The 19,156-nt window shown below is 62.9% G+C and carries 18 protein-coding genes; 11 read left to right on the plus strand and 7 right to left on the minus strand.

All coding sequences use genetic code 11. The features are described 5' to 3' along the window. Positions 1 to 2 precede the first annotated feature (2 nt). The 10 genes from pepN to BTN82_RS13170 all read left to right on the plus strand — a co-directional run bounded on the left by pepN (position 3) and on the right by BTN82_RS13170 (position 11,285). Positions 3 to 2,660, plus strand: a complete 2,658-nt coding sequence (gene pepN / locus BTN82_RS13130; RefSeq protein WP_075119542.1) for an aminopeptidase N — start codon at positions 3 to 5, stop codon at positions 2,658 to 2,660. Positions 2,661 to 2,844: 184 nt separating this feature from the next. Continuing rightward, positions 2,845 to 4,302 carry a DUF2971 domain-containing protein gene (locus tag BTN82_RS13135; protein WP_075119543.1) on the plus strand — a complete coding sequence of 486 codons (1,458 nt, stop codon included), beginning with the start codon at positions 2,845 to 2,847 and terminating at the stop codon, positions 4,300 to 4,302. 280 nt (positions 4,303 to 4,582) lie between these two features. Next, on the plus strand, positions 4,583 to 5,632 hold the full coding sequence (locus BTN82_RS13140) for a WD40/YVTN/BNR-like repeat-containing protein (RefSeq protein WP_075119544.1): 1,050 nt from the start codon (positions 4,583 to 4,585) through the stop codon (positions 5,630 to 5,632). A 47-nt stretch (positions 5,633 to 5,679) separates the two neighbouring features. Then, positions 5,680 to 8,055 carry an efflux RND transporter permease subunit gene (locus BTN82_RS13145; protein ID WP_075119545.1) on the plus strand — a complete coding sequence of 792 codons (2,376 nt, stop codon included), beginning with the start codon at positions 5,680 to 5,682 and terminating at the stop codon, positions 8,053 to 8,055. 518 nt (positions 8,056 to 8,573) lie between these two features. Then, entirely contained in the window at positions 8,574 to 8,867 is a 294-nt protein-coding gene (locus BTN82_RS13150; protein WP_075119546.1) for a DUF5629 family protein, read from the plus strand. Then, on the plus strand, positions 8,854 to 10,026 hold the full coding sequence (locus tag BTN82_RS13155) for a lactonase family protein (RefSeq protein WP_075119547.1): 1,173 nt from the start codon (positions 8,854 to 8,856) through the stop codon (positions 10,024 to 10,026). The genes BTN82_RS13150 and BTN82_RS13155 overlap by 14 nt, the downstream gene beginning before the upstream one ends. Positions 10,027 to 10,193: 167 nt before the next feature. Continuing rightward, a complete protein-coding gene (locus BTN82_RS13160) occupies positions 10,194 to 10,373 on the plus strand; it encodes a hypothetical protein (protein ID WP_075119548.1) in 180 nt (59 codons plus the stop codon). A 210-nt stretch (positions 10,374 to 10,583) separates the two neighbouring features. Then, positions 10,584 to 10,709, plus strand: a complete 126-nt coding sequence (locus BTN82_RS31535; RefSeq protein WP_261792964.1) for a hypothetical protein — start codon at positions 10,584 to 10,586, stop codon at positions 10,707 to 10,709. A gap of 115 nt (positions 10,710 to 10,824) precedes the next feature. Further along, positions 10,825 to 11,031, plus strand: a complete 207-nt coding sequence (locus BTN82_RS13165) for a hypothetical protein (protein ID WP_075119549.1) — start codon at positions 10,825 to 10,827, stop codon at positions 11,029 to 11,031. After that, positions 11,028 to 11,285: a hypothetical protein gene (locus BTN82_RS13170; protein ID WP_075119550.1), complete on the plus strand. Its 258-nt coding sequence runs from the start codon at positions 11,028 to 11,030 to the stop codon at positions 11,283 to 11,285. The genes BTN82_RS13165 and BTN82_RS13170 overlap by 4 nt, the downstream gene beginning before the upstream one ends. 142 nt (positions 11,286 to 11,427) lie before the next feature. On the opposite strand, the gene BTN82_RS13175 is transcribed toward BTN82_RS13170, so the two are convergent. From BTN82_RS13175 to BTN82_RS13195, 5 genes are all read right to left on the minus strand, one after another. Then, positions 11,428 to 12,027: a glutathione S-transferase gene (locus tag BTN82_RS13175; protein ID WP_075119551.1), complete on the minus strand. Its 600-nt coding sequence runs from the start codon at positions 12,025 to 12,027 to the stop codon at positions 11,428 to 11,430. Next, a complete protein-coding gene (locus tag BTN82_RS13180) occupies positions 12,024 to 15,665 on the minus strand; it encodes an AAA family ATPase (RefSeq protein ID WP_075119552.1) in 3,642 nt (1,213 codons plus the stop codon). Before BTN82_RS13180 ends, BTN82_RS13175 begins: the two co-directional genes overlap by 4 nt. Beyond that, a complete protein-coding gene (locus tag BTN82_RS13185; protein ID WP_075119553.1) occupies positions 15,662 to 16,900 on the minus strand; it encodes an exonuclease SbcCD subunit D C-terminal domain-containing protein in 1,239 nt (412 codons plus the stop codon). Before BTN82_RS13185 ends, BTN82_RS13180 begins: the two co-directional genes overlap by 4 nt. A gap of 117 nt (positions 16,901 to 17,017) precedes the next feature. Continuing rightward, complete coding sequence (locus BTN82_RS13190) at positions 17,018 to 17,383, minus strand: hypothetical protein (RefSeq protein WP_075119554.1); 366 nt, start codon at positions 17,381 to 17,383, stop codon at positions 17,018 to 17,020. A gap of 57 nt (positions 17,384 to 17,440) precedes the next feature. Next, a complete protein-coding gene (locus tag BTN82_RS13195) occupies positions 17,441 to 17,896 on the minus strand; it encodes a VOC family protein (protein ID WP_075119555.1) in 456 nt (151 codons plus the stop codon). A gap of 156 nt (positions 17,897 to 18,052) precedes the next feature. Here BTN82_RS13195 and BTN82_RS13200 point away from each other — a divergent pair, with 156 nt between their 5' ends. Beyond that, positions 18,053 to 18,214, plus strand: coding sequence for a DUF2986 domain-containing protein (locus tag BTN82_RS13200; RefSeq protein ID WP_075119556.1), 162 nt, complete (start codon positions 18,053 to 18,055; stop codon positions 18,212 to 18,214). 36 nt (positions 18,215 to 18,250) lie between these two features. Here BTN82_RS13200 and BTN82_RS13205 read toward each other — a convergent pair whose 3' ends face one another. Both BTN82_RS13205 and BTN82_RS13210 read right to left on the minus strand, forming a co-directional pair. Further along, entirely contained in the window at positions 18,251 to 18,550 is a 300-nt protein-coding gene (locus BTN82_RS13205) for a hypothetical protein (protein ID WP_075119557.1), read from the minus strand. 178 nt (positions 18,551 to 18,728) lie between these two features. Further along, positions 18,729 to 19,115, minus strand: coding sequence for a hypothetical protein (locus BTN82_RS13210; protein ID WP_075119558.1), 387 nt, complete (start codon positions 19,113 to 19,115; stop codon positions 18,729 to 18,731). Positions 19,116 to 19,156: the final 41 nt, after the last annotated feature.

Raw genomic sequence — 19,156 nt, forward strand, 5'->3', positions numbered from 1 at the left:
CCATGCGTACCGAACAACCGAAGATGATCTACCTGAAGGACTATCAGGCGCCCGAGTACCTGATCGACGAGACGCACCTGACCTTCGAGTTGTTCGAGGACCACAGCCTGGTCCATGCGCAACTGGTGATGCGCCGCAACCCCGCGCGCGGTGCCGGTTTGCCGCCGTTGGTGCTCGACGGCCAGCAGCTGGAGCTGTTGTCGGTGGCCCTGGGCGACCGCGAGCTGAGCGCCGCCGACTACCAGCTGGACGCCGACCATCTGACCCTGCAGCCAACCAGCGACGCCTTCACGGTCGACACCTGCGTCAGGATCCACCCGGAAAGCAATACCGCCCTGGAAGGCCTGTACAAGTCCAGCGGCATGTTCTGCACCCAGTGCGAGGCCGAGGGCTTTCGCAAGATCACCTATTACCTCGACCGCCCGGACGTGATGAGCCGGTTCACCACCACGGTGGTGGCCGAGCAGCACAGCTACCCGGTGCTGCTGTCCAACGGCAACCCGATCGCCAGCGGCCCGGGCGAAGACGGCCGGCACTGGGCGACCTGGGAAGACCCGTTCATGAAGCCGGCCTACCTGTTCGCCCTGGTGGCGGGCGATCTGTGGTGCGTCGAGGACAGTTTCCGCACGATGAGCGGCCGCGACGTGGCGCTGCGCATTTATGTCGAGCCGGAAAACATCGACAAGTGCCAGCACGCCATGACCAGCCTGAAGAAGTCCATGCGCTGGGACGAAGAAACCTACGGCCGCGAGTACGACCTGGACATCTTCATGATTGTCGCGGTCAACGACTTCAACATGGGCGCCATGGAGAACAAGGGCCTCAACATCTTCAACTCCAGCGCCGTGCTGGCCCGCGCCGAGACCGCCACCGACGCCGCGCACCAGCGGGTCGAGGCGATCGTCGCCCACGAATATTTCCACAACTGGTCGGGCAACCGCGTGACCTGCCGCGACTGGTTCCAGCTGTCGCTCAAGGAAGGTTTCACCGTGTTCCGCGACGCCGGGTTCTCCGCCGACATGAACTCGCGCACGGTCAAGCGCATCCAGGACGTGGCCTACCTGCGCACCCACCAGTTCGCCGAAGACGCCGGCCCCATGGCCCACGCCGTGCGCCCGGAAAGCTTTATCGAGATTTCCAACTTCTACACCCTGACCGTATACGAGAAGGGCTCGGAAGTGGTCGGCATGATCCGCACCCTGGTGGGCGCCGAAGGCTTCCGCAAGGGCAGTGACCTGTACTTCGAGCGACACGACGGCCAGGCCGTGACCTGCGACGATTTCGTCAAGGCCATGGAAGACGCCAACGGCATCGACCTCACTCAGTTCAAACGCTGGTACAGCCAGGCCGGTACGCCGCGGTTGGCGGTCAGCGAGTCTTACGACGCGACGGCCAAGACCTACAGCCTGACCTTCCGCCAGAGCTACCCGCAGACACCGGACAAGCAGGAAAAACAGCCGTTCGTGATTCCGGTCGAGCTGGGCCTGCTGGACGCCAAGGGCGCGCCGATTGCCCTGCGCCTGGCCGGTGAAAGCGCCGCGCAGGGCACCTCGCGGGTGATCTCGGTGACCGAAGCCGAACAGACGTTCACCTTCGTCGACATCGCCGCCCAACCGTTGCCGTCGCTGCTGCGCGGCTTCTCGGCGCCGGTGAAACTGAGCTTCCCCTACAGCCGCGACCAGCTGATGTTCCTCATGCAGCACGACAGCGACGGTTTCAATCGCTGGGATGCCGGCCAGCAGTTGGCCGTGCAGGTATTGCAGGAATTGATCGCCCAGCATCAGCAGGGCGCAGCGCTGGTCATGGATCAGCGTCTGGTCACCGTGCTGGGCACCGTGCTGGCCGACGACCGCCTGGACCCGGCCATGGTCGCGGAAATGCTCTCGCTGCCGGGCGAGGCTTACCTGACCGAGATCAGCGAGGTGGCGGACGTCGAGGCCATTCATGCGGCGCGCGAGTTCGCCCGCCAGCAACTGGCCGCCAGCCTGTACGACGCGTTGTGGGCGCGTTACCAGGCCAACCGCGAAGTCTCCCGCAGCACCGAATACATGGCCGAATCCGCGCACTTCGCCCGTCGCGCCCTGCAGAACATCGCGCTGTCGTACTTGATGCTTGCCGAGAAGCCCGACGTGCTGGCGGCGGCCATCGAACAGTTCGACGCCGCCGACAACATGACCGAGCGCCTGACCGCCCTGGCGGTACTGGTCAACTCGCCATTCGAGGCCGAGAAGGCCAAGGCCCTGGCGGTGTTCGCCGAGCACTTCAAGGACAACGCGCTGGTCATGGACCAGTGGTTCAGCGTCCAGGCCGGCAGCCCCTTGCCGGGTGGGCTGGAGCGGGTCAAGGCGTTGATGCAGCACCCGGCGTTCAATATCAAGAACCCGAACAAGGTCCGCGCCTTGATCGGTGCCTTCGCCGGGCAGAACCTGATCAACTTCCACGCGGCGGACGGCTCCGGCTACCGCTTCCTGGCGGACCTGGTGATCCAGCTCAACGGCTTCAACCCGCAGATCGCCTCGCGGCAACTGGCGCCGCTGACCCGCTGGCGCAAGTACGACAGTGCCCGCCAGGCACTGATGAAGGCCGAGCTGGAGCGCATCCGCGCCTCCGGCGAGCTGTCCAGCGACGTGTTCGAAGTGGTCAGCAAAAGCCTCGCCTGAGTGCATTCAGCCCAAGCCACGACTGCTGTTGTGGCTTGGGTTTTCAGTTGTTCAAATCTAACGGTTTCAATCGTTCGGGACGGAATTTCCTGCCCGTTCGATTGCGTGGGCGGTTATCTCTGGCTATTTGGGCCGGCGTGTACTGTTTGGCTTGATGGAAGCCCGGGAAGGCGGAAAGTCTTTAATGATGGACAAGTTTTTATATCGGTTCAGGCCTGCTGCAAGGCTGCTTGGCGGCAAGGATGATCAGGGCGTCGAACAACCGGGCGAGCTGGAAAACCTGGAAATCTATTTTGCCGCTCCCGAACAGTTGAACGACCCGCTGGAGGGGTACCGGGAAGTGTTCTGGGCAGGCGATACCCTTCTTTGGAAAAACTTGCTGAAGCATTATCTGTTGTTGCTGGCGTTGAAAAGCTGGGAACTCATGCTGCTGGGCGATGGTGAAAGATATTCCAATGCCCTGAAGGTTCATGCGCGTGTGTCCCGTCTGGAGCCGACTTGCGCCACGTGCTTTGCCGAAATGCTTGAGAAGCTGTTCGCCGATAGCGTTATCCAGTCTTACATCGCTGCGCTGAGCAAAGACCAAAGACGCTGTTACCAGCCTGAACTCATTCATCATCTTGTCCGGTTGCACCCCATTTTTCTGTCCGTGGTTTTCCAGGTGAACAAGGACACCTGGATCGGCAGCCTGCGTTACGAGCCGATGGCTGAAAATGCGGATGAAAAAAACGCTCGGTACTCGACTGAGCTTGCCCGGATTGCCTTGGAGGATACCGACGAAAAACGTTTCAGCTACTACCGTGAGGCTGCCTTGGACAAGGCGATGTTCGACATCATGATGGGTAATGTCGGACACCGGTTTTTCAGTGGCGAGAAGGCCGTGGGCATGAACTCCTTGATCCGCGAGTTTCCCCATGGGTTCGTCAAGGCCCTGGATGAACTGATGTACCCCAGATGGTACGTGGCCTGCTTTATGGACGAGTGCAGGAACTCATCGATCTGGGGCTCCTATGGCGGGAACCATAAGGCGATATGCCTGAAGTTCAAGGTCGACAGCCATCAGGCAGGGCACAGCCTGAAGTTGAAGATGCCCAAGGAAAGCCTGGACGACAGGCTTGTTTACGATTTCAAAAACATGCCTTTCCAGGAGGTTTCCTACAGTCGGGAGTTTTCCCATGTCGACTTTTTTCGAACGATGGGCAATACCTCGCCCGAGGCGCTGCTGGAGGATTGGCATTTCGATAGCAACCTCTTTTCTTTCAGCTCCAGTTTCGAATGGCTGTTTTCAGAAGACAGGCAGGCGACTGCCAGGCACTTCGAGAAATTCAACGCCATCTTGACCTCGAAACTCAGCCACTGGGAGTCGGAGAAGGAGTTCCGGATCGTGCTCAAGTCCAATATGGATCTGCGCGACGGGGCGAAAAGAAAGGTGCGGTACAAGTTCAAAAGCCTGGACGGTTTGATTTTTGGCATAGCGACCCCTGTCGCCGACAAGATCAGGGCCATAGAGGTCGTCAAGGCATTGTGTGACAAGCACAAGAGAAAGACTTTCAACTTTTACCAGGCCTATTACGATCCGGCCTCGAAAGCCATTGGTTATGACTTGCTCGACGTCTTGGGATTTCCCCGCACACTTACGTAGAACGCTGCTTGGCGCAGGCGCCCTTGATAAAGGCTCCATAGTGGCCTTTATTCATCATGGCGCCGAATGCCGGGCCATTCAGCTTTCCGCACCGGGCCGCCGGGTTAACAAAAGATAACGTGGCGTCGATTGTCAGACGTTTCTAAAGCCCGATAGGATAAGCCAGCTTCCGAAGGGGCTCTAGATTGCAGGTTTCAGGACGATGTCCGAAGCCAGCAGACCCCGAACGGCGCCCTGTAAAGGTTGAACGACCTAACAATAATAATGGGGGAGATGGTCTATGAGTGAGCCTGTCATGGGTGTGAGTTCCTGCCGCCCGCCGGCTTTGCGCAGATTTGCGTTGCTGGCTACAGCGCTCTCGCTGTTGGGGGTCGCCCTGTTGCCGGCTCCCGTCCAGGCTGCCGCCGCCGCGGCGGACACGGTCTATTCCACGGCATCGGCCAAGGCCAGCAAAGGCCTGATGCTCGACATCGCCCACGCCGGCCCGCGCCTGGTCGCGGTGGGCGACCGTGGGCACATTCTCTATTCCGACGACCAGGGCCAGACCTGGATCCAGGCCAAGGTGCCGAGCCGGCAATTGCTGACCGCGGTCTATTTCGTCGACGACAAGCATGGCTGGGCCGTCGGCCACGATGCCCAGGTGCTGGCCAGCGAAGACGGCGGCCTGACCTGGACCAAGCAATTCGAGGACCTCAAGCGCGAAGCGCCGCTGCTGGATGTCTGGTTCCAGGACACCCAGAGCGGTTTTGCCGTGGGCGCCTACGGTGCGCTGCTGGCTACCACCGACGGCGGCAAAAACTGGGAAGACGTCAGCGACCGCCTGGACAACGAAGACCAGTACCACCTCAACGCCATCGCCGCGGTCAAGGATTCCGGTCTGTTCATCGTCGGCGAGCAGGGCAGCATGTTCCGTTCCGCCGACTGGGGGCAGACCTGGGAGCGCCTGGAAGGGCCTTATGAAGGTTCGTTCTTCGGTGTGATCGGCACCGCCCAGCCCGCCACGCTGCTGGCTTACGGCCTGCGCGGCAACCTCTATCGTTCCACTGATTTCGGCAGCACCTGGGAGCAGGTCGAGCTCAAGGCGGCCCGCGGCAGCCTCGAGTTCGGCTTGTCCGGGGCGACCTTGCTCGACGACGGTTCGCTGGTGATCGTCGGCAATGGCGGCAGCGTGGTGCGCAGTACCGACAACGGCGTGACCTTCAGCGTCTACAACCGGCCGGATCGCATCTCCCTGGCCGCGGTGACGGCGGCCGGCAATGGCAACCTGATTCTGGCGGGGCAGGGCGGTGTGCGCTCGACCTCGGCGGACGGCGCCGATCTCGGAAAATAATCAGGGCAAGCAAGCCGGGCCAATAATAAGAAGGCGGGAACACTTCCATGAGCAGTCATCAAACCGACAAGGCGACGTTTCTCGAACGTCTGATTTTCAACAACCGCCCGGCAGTGATCGTCATCTGCCTGCTGGTCAGCATCTTCCTGTTCTGGCAGGCCACGCTGATCAAGCCGTCCACCAGCTTCGAAAAAATGATCCCGCTCGAGCATCCTTTCATCGAGAAGATGATGGAGCACCGCAACGACCTGGCGAACCTGGGCAACACCGTGCGTATCTCGGTGGAAGCCAAGGACGGCGATATCTTCACCAAGGACTACATGGAGACCCTGCGGCAGATCCACGACGAGGTGTTCTACATCTCCGGCGTCGACCGCTCGGGCCTCAAATCGCTGTGGAGCCCCAGCGTGCGCTGGACCGAGGTGACGGAGGAGGGCTTCGCCGGCGGCGAAGTGATTCCGCAGAGCTACAACGGTTCGGCCGACAGTCTCGATCTTTTGCGCAACAACGTGCTCAAGTCGGGGCAGGTCGGGCGCCTGGTGGCCAACGACTTCAAGTCAAGCATCGTCGACATTCCGCTGCTGGAGTCCTACCCGGACCCGGAAGACCAGGGCAAGCTGCTGGCCCTGGACTATCAGAAGTTCTCCCACCAGCTTGAAGAGAAGATCCGCGACAAGTTCGAGGCGCAGAACCCCAATGTGAAGATTCACATCGTCGGCTTCGCCAAGAAGGTCGGCGACCTGATCGACGGCCTGATCATGGTGGTGATGTTCTTCGGCATCGCCTTCCTGATCACCCTGGTGCTGCTCTACTGGTTCACCTGGTGCATCCGCAGCACCATCGCCGTGCTGATCACCACCCTGGTGGCGGTGGTCTGGCAACTGGGCCTGATGCACGCCGTGGGCTTTGGTCTCGATCCGTATTCGATGCTGGTGCCGTTCCTGATCTTCGCCATCGGCATCTCCCACGGCGTACAGAAAATCAACGGTATCGCCCTGCAATCCGGCGCCGCCGACAACGCCCTGACTGCGGCCCGGCGCACCTTCCGCCAGCTGTTCCTGCCGGGGATGATCGCGATCCTCGCGGATGCGGTGGGCTTCATCACCTTGTTGATCATCGACATCGGGGTGATCCGCGAGCTGGCCATCGGCGCGTCCATCGGCGTGGCGGTGATTGTGTTCACCAACCTGATCCTGCTGCCGGTGGCGATTTCCTATGTCGGCATCAGCAAGCGCGCGATCGAGCGCAGCAAGAAGGACGCGACCCGCGAGCATCCGTTCTGGCGCCTGCTGGCCAACTTCGCCAGCCCGAAAGTCGCCCCGGTGTCGATCGTCCTGGCCCTGCTGGCCTTCGGCGGCGGCCTCTGGTACAGCCAGAACCTGAAGATCGGCGACCTCGACCAGGGCGCGCCGGAGCTGCGCCCGGACTCGCGCTACAACAAGGACAACAACTTCATCATCAGCAACTATTCCACCAGCTCCGACGTGCTGGTGGTGATGGTCAAGACCGCGTCCGAAGGCTGCTCGCGCTACGAAGCCATGGCGCCGATCGACGAGCTGATGTGGAAGATGCAGAACACCGAGGGCGTGCAGTCGGCGATCTCCCTGGTGACCGTGTCCAAGCAGATGATCAAGGGCATGAATGAGGGCAACCTGAAATGGGAAACCCTGTCGCGCAACCCGGACGTGCTGAACAACTCCATCGCCCGCGCCGACGGCCTGTACAACAACAATTGCTCGCTGGCGCCGGTGCTGATCTTCCTCAACGACCACAAGGCCGAGACCCTGGACCGCGCGGTGCACGCGGTGCAGGAGTTCGCCAAGGAGAACAACAAGGACGGCCTGGAATTCCTCCTGGCGGCGGGTAACGCCGGGATCGAGGCGGCCACCAACGAGGTGATCAAGAAGTCCGAGTTGACCATCCTGGTGCTGGTGTACATCTGCGTGGCGGTGATGTGCATGATCACCTTCCGCTCCTGGGCGGCGACCCTGTGCATTGTCCTGCCGCTGGTATTGACCTCGGTGCTGGGTAACGCGCTGATGGCGTTCATGGGCATCGGCGTCAAGGTCGCGACCCTGCCGGTGGTGGCGCTCGGGGTGGGGATCGGCGTGGACTACGGGATCTACATCTACAGCCGCCTGGAAAGTTTCCTGCGCGCGGGCCTGCCGTTGCAGGAAGCCTACTACCAGACCCTGAAATCCACCGGCAAGGCGGTGCTGTTCACTGGCTTGTGCCTGGCGATCGGCGTGGCCACCTGGATCTTCTCGGCTATCAAGTTCCAGGCCGACATGGGCCTGATGCTGACCTTCATGCTCCTGTGGAACATGTTCGGCGCGCTGTGGCTGCTGCCGGCGCTGGCGCGGTTCCTGATCAAGCCGGAGAAGCTCGCCGGGCAGAAGGGCAACTCGCTGTTCGCCCACTAAGCCGCAAGGCTCCAGATAAAACCGCGACCCAGGTCGCGGTTTTTTTATGCCCGGACGCTGGACCGTGTAGCCGCTGCCGAAGGCTGCGCAAGGTCCGCAGGACCTTCTGCGATTTCAAGAACGGCGCCCGCTGCGCGGTCGTGCGCAGCCTGCGGCAGCGGCTACAGGGATCGCGGTGTACCGCGTCATGGCGTCCGACACCTGACGATGTAGCCGCTGCCGAAGGCTGCGCAAGGTCCGCAGGACCTTCTGCAATCTCAAGAGCGGCGCCCGCTGCGCGGTCGTGCGCAGCCAGTGGCAGCGGCTACAGGGGGCGCGGCATACCACGCGATGGCGTTCGACACCTGACGATGTAGCCGCTGCCGAAGGCTGTGCAAGGTCCGCAGGACCTTCTGCGATTCTGAGAGCGACGCCCGTTCGCAGGCTACAGGTTGGTTGTCCAAACTTTGCGATGCCACTACAGCCGCGCCGCGCCGGACCCGCTATCATGGCCGCTTTCCAACCGATGATTGATCGCCATGACTGCCCCTACAGACACCTTGCTGACTGCCCTCGAGACCTGCGACATGCTGGAAATCGACGGCCTGCATGCCTTCGATTTCACCCTGGACGAGCAGCAACTGCTGATCGAATGCATGGACGGCCGAGCGGCCAAACGCTGGAGTTTCAGCCGAGTGCAGGTAGGCGCCGCGACCTTCGACGAGGGCCTGCAAAGCTGGACCATCGTCGGCGATTCCGGCGAACACCGCCTGGTGTGCATGAGCGCTTTCAGTGCCCGCAACGATGAGGAAGACGAACATGAAGATGCGTAACTTCTGGCCACTGCTGATGGCTGGCAGCGTCGGCGCGATGTCCGTGCAGGCCGCGCCGGTCGAGACCCAGGAACTGCTGGTCGGTTCCTACACCCAGGGCCAGAGCGAAGGCATCTACCGCTTCAGGTTCGACGGCCGCACGGGCAAGATCGACGCCAAGCCGTTGCAGGTGGTCAAGAGCGCCAACCCGTCCTGGCTGATCCTGTCCAAGGACCAGAAGCAGCTGTTCGTGGTCAACGAGAACGGCCCGGGGCAGGTCGATCCGATCGGCCGGGTCAGCAGCTTCAGCATCGAAGCCAAGGGCCACAAGCTGAGCCCGATCAACCAGGTGCAGAGCCTGGGCAACGAACCGACGCACTCCAGCCTGAGCGGCGACGGCCGTTACCTGTTCGTCAGCAACTACTCGGTGGTCGAGGATCCGGGCGGCAGCCTGGCGGTGTTGCCGGTCGGCGCCGACGGCAAGCTGTCGCCGGTGGTCCAGCTCAGCAGCCACCCGGCCAGCCGGGTCAACCCCGAGCGCCAGGTCTCGGCCCACGTGCATTCGACGGTGTCGTCGCCGGACGGCAAGTTCGTGTTCGCCAGCGACCTGGGCGCGGACAAGGTCTTCGTCTACCGCTACGACCCCAAGGCCAATGCCGAACGTCCCCTGACCGCCGCCGAGCCGGCGTTCGTCGAACTGCCGCCGGGCAGCGGCCCGCGGCACCTGCTGTTCAGCGCCGATGGCAAGCACGCCTACCTGACCATGGAGATGAGCGCCCAGGTGGCGGTCTTCGATTACCAGGACGGCAAGCTGACCCAGACGCAGATCCTCGACTTGACCAGCGGCGGCAAGGACAAGAAGGCGGCCGGCGCGCTGCATGCCTCCAAGGACGGCAAGTACCTGTACGTCAGCAACCGCGGCACCGCCAATCAACTGCTGGTGTTCGCCATCGACGAGGCCAGCGGCCAGCTCAAGGAGATCCAGCGGCGCTCGGTGGAAGGCGACCACCCTCGCGAGTTCAGCCTCGACCCCAGCAACCAGTACGTGCTGATCGGCAACCAGAAAAGCAACGAGATCGTGGTGATCGAGCGCGACGCCAAGACCGGTTTCCTGGGCAAGACCGTGCAGAAATTGCCGTTCGATTCGCCCAGCGATATCAAATTCCTGGTGCGTCAATAGGCCGCAGGCCCCGGTTTTCGGGGTCTGAGCCGTTCTATTAATGACGCTGATATTCGCTACTGCTGGAAAAGATTTCAACACGCCGACCCTCGGGCGTAGTTTTGCTTCACGGCCCGGCGCTACAGGCTTCCGGGCAAACAAGCCGACTGAATACGAGGGTTATCCGCATGAACTTCAATCTCTTCTCCGTGATCGCCGCTTCCGCCATCTCCGCCAGTGTGGTCCTGCCTGCCAGTGCCAACGTGGAAATCAGCGAGAAAAAATCCGCCACCAACACCTACACCCAGAAATACCTGCAACAGAGCGCCAACTTCTACGCGGCGCTGGATCACAAGATCCAACACTGAAATTCCCTGCCTTGCCCTGGTATGCAGGAGCGAAGTCACTGCCCCCCTGAATGGATGCGTTCATCCAGCGAAAGGGCAGTGATGTCGCTCCTGTATCACCTGTCTGCGACGTTTTTCTCCTACCGGGCAAATTAGCTTGGTAATGTCACATCGCCATATGTTTAAATTTGACGCTAATTTATTGACTCCCTCCCGCTAAGGATCGAGAGCATGGCGATGCGTCTGGCAGTGGTTCTTCTGTTCCTCTATTCCACCCCGATTCTCTCGGCCGCGCAGCCTGTCGAAGGCGAGCCGGAAACCTCTCGCGAGCGCATGGCGAGCCTGCTGCAGGATTGATTCGCCGCGCTTTCACGATCAATCCAACTGATGGTGACTATGCACCGGGGTTGTTTTTGCGGCGGGCGCTTTTAGCCGATTCTGTGGGCACGCAAACATGCCCACGGAGACCACCATGGCCCGCTCGATCCTCCTCTCTGCCAAGCGCGGCGCCTATGTCGCCATTGGCCTGTACCTGGCCCTGGTGCTCCTGGTCAGTCTCTCGGCCCAGACCTCGTCGGCGGTGCAACCGCCGATCCAGGTCGCCTACCCGGCTATTCAGTTCGAGCACCGCGCGCCGGCTGCCGTGCACTCCGCCGAGGCGGGAGTGGCGCTGCTATGAAGGGACGCGGATTCTGGGTCATCGCCTTCCTCGCGTTCATGACCAATGGCGCCTCGTTGCTGGGGGTAGGGCAAGGTTCGGCGGGTTCGCTGGCCCGGGCCATCGAATGCAACCACAACATCGCCCACAACATTGAAACCGCCAAGGCCCTCGGCCTGCTGGCCGGCAACCCGCCCGCCAAACCCAAGGCCGCGTCTTTCGGTCCGTTCAGCGTCGATTGCTCGGCGTTGCAGATGTGCGGTGTGCTGGGCTGAACAATCCGCTGAAGCAACCCGATTCTTTGTAGGAGCGAGCTTGCTCGCGATCGATCCGTAACGACGACGCGGTGTGATGGCTAGACCGCTGCTGCGCAGCTATCGCGAGCAAGCTCGCTCCTACAGGGGACGTGGAGATGGCTCAGGTTTTGGCCATGACGGCGATAAACAGTTCGGATTCGAGAAACCGCTGTAGCCAGCGCTGCAAATGCGGGTAGGGCGCTTGCGCGAACCACTCGCGGTCGACGTGGGCGAATTGCCGCACGAAGGGCGCCAGGGCCATGTCCGCCAGGCTCGGGTGATCCGCCAGCAGGTAATCGCCCCGGCTCAACAGCTCATCCAACCGACGCAGAAACACCTCGCCCTGGGCGCGGTAATCTTCCATCGGCTGCTCGGGATAACGCTCGGCGTATTTGTAGCGGTTGAGGTGCTGCTTGAACGCCTGGTCGTTTTCCGCGATCAGCGCCTGCATGCTGTGCTGCGCTGGCGCATCGTCCTTGAGTAGCCAGTCCTGTGGATCGTGCCGGCCCAGGGCCCAGCGCATGATGTCCAGGCTTTCGTCGATCACCCGCCCTTCAACGCTGAGCACCGGCACCGTGCCCTTGGGCGACAGCGCCAGCATTTCTGCCGGCTTGGCCTTGAGGCTGACTTCGACGATCTCCAGCGGAACCCCGCTGTAGCGCAGGGCGATGCGGGCGCGCATGGCGTAGGGGCAGCGGCGAAACGAATACAGGGTATTCATTTCACCTCCAGGGTGCTCAGGCCGTTGCCCTGGCGGCGGACCTGGATCTGCACCGGAATCCGCTCGTGCATTTCCTGCACGTGGGAAATCACCGCCACCTTGCGCCCCTGGGCCTGCAGGCCGTCGAGGGCGTCCATCGCCAGTTGCAGGGATTCCGGGTCGAGGCTGCCGAAACCTTCGTCGATAAACAGCGACTCGATCTTCAGCGTGCTGGACGCCATCGACGCCAGGCCCAGGGCCAGCGCCAGGGACACCAGGAAGGTTTCGCCGCCGGACAGCGAATGCACCGAGCGCAGTTCGTCGCCCATCTCCGTGTCGAGCACCAGCAGGCCGAGCATGCTGCCGCCGCGCTTGAGCCGATAACGCCGCACCAGCTGACGCAGTTGCGCGTTGGCGTGGTGCACCAGCAGGTCGAGGTTGTAGGCCTGGGCGATCTTGCGGAAAGTGTCGCCGCTGGCCGAGCCGATCAGCGCATTGAGCCGCGCCCAGCGCTGCCATTCGGCGTAGGCCTGGGCGATCTGCTCGCCCAGCGCCCGGTTGGCGTCTTGCCGGCGCTGGTCCTCGCTTTGCCGGGCGCGCAGTTCGGCGCTCAGCTGTTCGCTGGCGGCCAGCTGGGTGTGGAGCTCGCCCAGGGCGTTGGCCAATTGCTCGGCGTCGAGCGGGCCTTGGTGCTGGGCTTGATGGGCGTGCAGGCGCTGTTCGCGTTCGGTCAGCAGGACCTTGGCCTGTTCCACCGCCTTTTCGTTGTTTTGCAGTTGCTGGCGCAGTTCGGCGACCTGCTGGTCGTCGAGGCCGAGCAAGTGTTCCAGGCCGCCGTCGTCCAGTTCCGGGTGTTGCTGGCGCCAGTCGGCGATCTTGCCGTCCAGCTCTTGTTGTTCGGCTTGCAGGGCCTGCAAGCGCTCCTGCTTGCCTTGCAGCTCTGCGCCCAGTTGCACCAACAGGCTGCGGACGTCCTGCAACTGCTGGGCAGCTGTCGTTTCCGCGCTGCGTGCCTGTTCCACGGCCTGTTCCAGGTGCTGCTGCCAGTGTTCGGCGCTGGCCTGTTCGCCCAGCAGCTGCGCGAGTTTGCCTTGCGCTGTTTGCTGCTGTTCGGCCAGGGCGGCGAAGTGCGCCTGGGCGGTTTGCAGTTGCTGGGCGCGGGTCAGCTGGCGGTCCTGTTCCTTGTCCAGGGCCAGCTGACGCTGTTGCTGCTCCTGCAACTCTTCCTTCTGCTGGTCGAGCTGCTCCAGGCGCTGCATGACCTGCTGGTCGATCTGCATGAAGGTCGCCGCCGGGTCGCTGCGCAGGGCCTCCAGGGTCGCGGCCGGCAGCAGGGTGGCGAAGGCCGACAGCTCGTCTTCCAGGCGCTGGCGGTCTGCGCCGAGCTGTTGTTGCTGTTGGGTCAAATGCTGAGTGGCCTGCTGGCTGGCCTCGACCGCGGCTTGCAGTTGCTGTTGCAGGCGCCCGGCATCCTTTTGCAGTTTCAGCAGCGCGCCCTGGCGTTGCTCGTCCTGCTGCAGGCTCTGGTTCAACTGGCCGAGTTGCTGGTTCAGCCAGGCGTCGCGCTTGCCGGGGTCCTGGTCGAGCAGGGCGGCGGACAGCGGGTGGGCCTCGAGGCTAGGCGCCAGGGCCTGTTGCTGCGCTGCCAATTGCTCCTGTTGCTGGAGGAATTCCTTTTGCTGGACGATCAGGCCGCTGACTTCGCTGCGCAACTGGGCGAGTTTTTCCTTGAGTTCGTCCACCGCCTTGAGGGCCGTGGCTTCCTCGTTTTCATCGTGGCGCCCGAGGCTCTGCAACAGCGCTTCGGGTTGATGGTAGGGATGCTCGTGGCTGCCGCAGACCGGGCAGGGCTGATCGTCCTGCAACTGTTCGCGCAGCTCTTCGACGCTGGCGCTGCGGGCCAGGCGCTGGCGTTCCAGCAGTTGCCGGGTGACCGTCAGGGTCTGTTCGGCGACCGTCAGCTCGGCCTTGGCTTGCAGGCCGACGCGGTTCAGTTCTTCGCGCTGATTGGCCGCGGTTTGCAGCTTGTCGGCCAGTTCGGCGCCACGTTTGTCCAGCTCTTGCTGGCTGCCCCAGAGTCGCGTCAGGTCTTCGTAGGCGCGCTGCTGCTTGCGGTTGTCTTGCAGCAGCTCGCTGAGCAGTTGCAGCTGCTCGGCCACTGCATGGGGCTCGGCGCCGGCTTCGCTGTACAGCAGCTGCAATTCGTCGCGTTGCGCGGCCAGCTGTTGCGCCGCGCTGGCGGCCCGTTGTTGCAGGCCGGGCAGCTCTTCCTGGCCCTTGTTCAGCCGGTTGCCGGCCAGCATCAGCTGTTGCAGGCGATCGCGGTAGGCGCTCCAGGCATCGCTCAACGGCGCCAGATGGGTGCTGTGCTCCAGTTGCTCGGCGATGCGCTGCAGGCGTTCGCCCACTCGCTGCTGTTGCTCCGTCAGCGCCTGGATCGCCTGTTGGCCTTGTTCGCTGGCCTGTTGCAGCTGGTCCTTGAGTGCGCCGGCTTCGCCGCAGGCCTTGCCCAGGTGGGCGAGGCTGCTTTGCTCGGCGAAGGCCTCGCGCAGCTGCGGGGTGCTGGTACTTTGTTGTTCCTGGGCGGTGAGCAGAGCGGCTTGGGCGGCGCTCAGTTGTTCCTGCAATTGGCCCTGGCGCTGTTGCTGTTCGTCCTGTTGCCGCTGCTGTTGCTGGATCTGTTCGTTTAACGGTGCCAACTGTCGGTGCAGTTCCGCCTGTCGGGCGAACTGATGGCGTTGCGGCGCCAGCTGTTCCAGGCGGGTCAGCCGGGTCCGTTCGCCGGCCAGGCCTTCCCAGGTGGCCTGAGCCTGTTGCAGTTGCTCGGCGGCGTTCTGTTGCTGCTCTTGCAACTGCTGCAGCTCCTTGAGCCAGGCATGTTGCTGTTCCAGTTGCTTGAGCTGCGCCTGCTGGCTCTTGAGCTGCTGCTGGGCGGCGTCGAAGCGCTGGTCCAGCTCGGCCCGGGCTTCGGGCTCCAAGGGGGTGACGCCGCTGGCCTGGGCCTTGAGGGCCTTGTGCTGTTCATCGGCCTCTTTGCTCTTGCTGTAGGCGCGCCGCCCGAGCTGGCTGTAGATCGAGGTGTTGGTGAGCTTTTCCAACAGCTCGCTGCGTTCCTTGTCGTCGGCCTTGAGGAAGGCGCTGAACTCGCTCTGGGCCAGCATCACCGCGCGGGTGAACTGCTCGAAGTTGAGCCCCAGCTTGGCCTCGATCAGTTGTTCGTAGTCGCGTTTGCCACTGGCCAGCAGTTGATTGCTGTCCAGGTCGTGCAGGCTTTGCTTGCTCGCCTGCAGCTTGCCGGTGGCCTTGTCCCGGGCGCGGTTGGTTTCCCAGCGGGCGCGGTAGCGATGGCCGTCGATGCCGACGAAGTCCACCTCGGCGTAACCGCTGCCGGTGCCGCGCCGCAGCAGGGTGCGCGGGTCGCTGGTGAGCAGCTCGCCGTCGACCTCCGGCACCTTGGTTTCGCGGCCGATATTGTTCAGCCGCGGCACGGTGCCGAACAGCGCCAGGCACAAGGCGTCGAGCAGGGTGCTCTTGCCGGCGCCGGTGGGCCCGGTGATGGCGAACAGGCCGGCGCTGGCCAGGGGCTCGGCAGTGAAATCGATCTCGAAGGGGCCGGCCAGGGAGGCGAGGTTCTTCAGGCGGATGGCGAGGATCTTCATGGCTGCTCCTCCTCGTGTTGCACTTCCTGGAGCAGTTGCGCGAAGTCCTTGAGGGTCTGTTCGTCCACCTCGCTGCCGTAGTTGTCCTGCCAGGCGCGGCTGAACAGGTCCTGCGGGCTGAGTTGGTCGAGCTCCACCAGTTGTGTGGCGTCGTCGTCGCGGCCGCCATGGCCTGCGTATTCGGCGGCGATCCGCACCAGGCGCACGGCCTTGCCATGCAGGGCGCTTTCCACTTGCTGGCGCAGGTCCGGTTGCGGCTCGTCCAGTTGCACCCGCACTTCCAGCCAGGGCTGGCGCTGCTCGTCGGCCAGCAGGTCGATGTCCGGCAGCCCTGCCAGTTGCAGCAGGATCTCGGCCAGCGGCGCCGGGCCCAGGCGTTGCAGGTTGACCGCGCGGGGGATCAGCCGCGGTTCGACGCTGACCAGGGTTTCGCCGTCGAGCTGGATATCGAGGATCTGGTGCGGGTAAGCGATTTCGGAGAACGACAGCGGGATCGGCGAACCGCTGTAGCGGATGCGTTCCTCGCCGTTGACCTTCTGCGGCTTGTGCAGGTGCCCCAGGGCCACGTAGCTGATGCTCGGGCCGAACAGGCTGGCAGGCAGGGCCTCGGCGTTGCCGATGATCAGGCTGCGCTCGGAGTCTTGCGATATCGAGCCGCCGGCCATGTGCGCGTGGCTGACGGCGACCAGCGCCTGGCCCGGCTGGCGCTTGGCGTTGGCCGCGGCAATCAGCCATTCGTGGACCTGGGCGATGCCCTTGAGGTAGTCGTCGCCCAACTGCGGTCCGGTGACTTCCGCCGGGCGTAGGAACGGCAGCGCCAGGCACCAGCCGGCAATCGCGCCGCTGGCGTCGGGCAGCGGCAGCAACAGGCGCTCGCTGTCGAGCTGGCCGTCGTCGAGCCACAACACCCGGCCCAGGGCATGGGTGCGCAGGCGCCGCATCAAGGGCGCCGGCAACTCGATGCGCGAGCCGGAGTCATGGTTGCCGGCGATCATCACGATGGTCAGGCCGGGCTGCTGTTCGTGGGCGCTGACGATAAAGTCGTACAGCCGCTCCTGGGCTTTGACCGGCGGGTTGACCGTGTCGAAGATATCGCCGGCGATCAGCAACACATCGGGGCTGTGCAACGCCAGCTGGCGCAGCAGCCACTCAAGGAAACAGGCGTGCTCGAAATCGCGTTCCTGGCCATGGAGGTTCTGCCCCAGGTGCCAGTCGGAGGTGTGAAACAGACGCAAGGCAAACTCCGCAAACCATCAGGTGAGCCGCAAAAGGAACGTGAGCGCGGCGTGAGGCGAGAGAGTTTACTGGCAAATCGGTTGTGGGGCGCGCTCGGATGGCCGATCGCGCAGTCGTTATTGGTGGCTGGCGGTCAGTGGCGGAGGAAGCTGGGCTGCCTGGGCGCGGGGGATCGGTTCCCAGGTCACCTGGATCCCGTTCGGCAGGCTGACCGGATCGCCCGTCGTGATGCTGATGGCGAAGGCCTGAACCACCTGCTCGTCGACAGTCCGGCCCAGTACGTAGTGTTCGTCGCGAGCCCTGTACCAGATCCCGCCCAGGTGCAGCCAGGTGTTGCCGCTGACATGGCGCGGGTAAAAGGCGCCGATGGGCCGCGCCAGGTCCTGCGCGCGGTTGCCGAACACTCTGTGGATCGCCGCGGTCAGCGGCAGCACTACGCCCTGGCTGTTCCGGCGGTGTTCGGCGTGGGGTCGATAAAACATCCATGGCTCCGCTGTGGCATGAGGTCATAGCTTTTATAGCTGAGAATTCCACGCTTCTCAGGCGAACGCCGACGCGATGAAGGCCTCCAGCGTGCGCTCTTCCAGGATCTCGATGGAGAAGTGGCCGAAACGCTTGGGCAGCCAGATGATGCGGGTCCCGGAAGGGGATTGCAGGTTGGCGCGGGTCAGGGGGTTGCCGTTCTCGTCTTCCGGCTGGACCCCGGAGGCGAGCAATTCGTCGTAGGCCAGTTCGATGTCCGGGGTCGAGTAGCAGTGGCGGTAGATCATGCCCTCGCCAGCGCTGTCCAGCAGTTGCTTGAGGTTGCCCGCCAACGGCTGGACCAGCATGAAACGCTCCTGGCCAATCAGCGCGACGGCGTAGCGCACATGCAGGCCGCCGCGTTCCCAGACAAGCGTGCTGGAGATCCGGGCTTTGAGGATCTGTGCGTAATAGGCGCAGGCCGCTTCCAGGTCCTGCACCAGGACGTCCACGTGACTGAACTTCAACTCCATCGAATTTCTCCCAACGAACCGGCCCCCATGGTAGCCAGGCCCGCTGCGGAATTCGACGGCTGTTTCCGACGTTATGCGCGGGTGGCGCGCCATCGGCGCCTGGTTCTCCATGTGAAGCTGGTATCATCCGGCGACTTGAAAACCCGGTAAAGCAGCATGAATCGTCGTAAAAAAATAAAGCAGTTGTTAACGGCACACGCGAAAAAGGCCAGTGCCAAATTGGCGCCGAAAAGCAAACCCAAGTACATCAGCAAGGCTGACCGCTTGAAGCTGGACGCCGAAGCCGGTCAAGACTCGACCCTCTCTCCCGAAAGCTGATCCCAGGCGCAGTACTGCGACAGGGCCAAACGGACATCAACGTGGGTAAATACCGAGCCCATAAGTCACCCAACTGACAAGCGATGTGCAGGCGGGATACAGCGCCATGCCGATGAGGCATTGCCCGACAAGGGTCCACCAAGGGTGACGTACTCGCGAGGTCCTGCCAGCAAGCCACCGCTCGGACAGTAGAAACAGCACCAGCATCAGCGGATAGGCAAACAGCCCGAACAGCCAAAACCCTGCGGTGTCGTCGCGTTTCATAAGCCAGGAAACAAATCCAAAGGCGAACGCGACCCACGCTAGGGAGAAAATCAACACTCTGACCACGATCATTTGACTGAACTCGCTTCCTGCGGTTGTTCCACCAGCGTAGCGAAGAGTTTCAGGCGCGTTCCATCTGACAAACGTCACGTCCCTTTCCCATTCCACTACGGCCGCACTGAGTCGCCCCAGTGTGATAGAGGCGCTGAGTGTCTGCTTTTGGCCGTCGACAACCTTCAACTCCCCAGCGTCACCCTTGGCGGATACCACGCGTCCGCAGTCGCAGATACAGCCTTTCAAGCAGGTGCTTGCCGCTCTGCCAACGGGCTGCCAGCCCGCGATCCTGGTACTCCTCGAACAGCTCGAAACGCGCCAGGCGCAGGCCGTCGATGTACCGCGCCAGGCAGTCGGGATGGGCCAGCCGGGACAGGGCGGCCTCGAGTACAGGATAGGGCTGGCTGGAGCGGACGACCCAACCCAGCTCGGTCTGCTCGGCGTTGCAGAACAGTAACTGGCAGCGGGCGATCAGTTGTTGTTCGAGCAGCGCGCCCAGCCGAGGGCGCAGCTGGTTGGACGGCAGGCTGGTGTTGCTCAAGTGGGTGACGAGCAAAAAACGCGTGTGGTAGGGAGTGCTCAAGATCCTGGCCTGCCTCGGTGGGAGAGAGCAGGGATTAGCTA

The organism is Pseudomonas chlororaphis (assembly GCF_001921865.1).
GTDB lineage: Bacteria > Pseudomonadota > Gammaproteobacteria > Pseudomonadales > Pseudomonadaceae > Aquipseudomonas > Aquipseudomonas chlororaphis_D.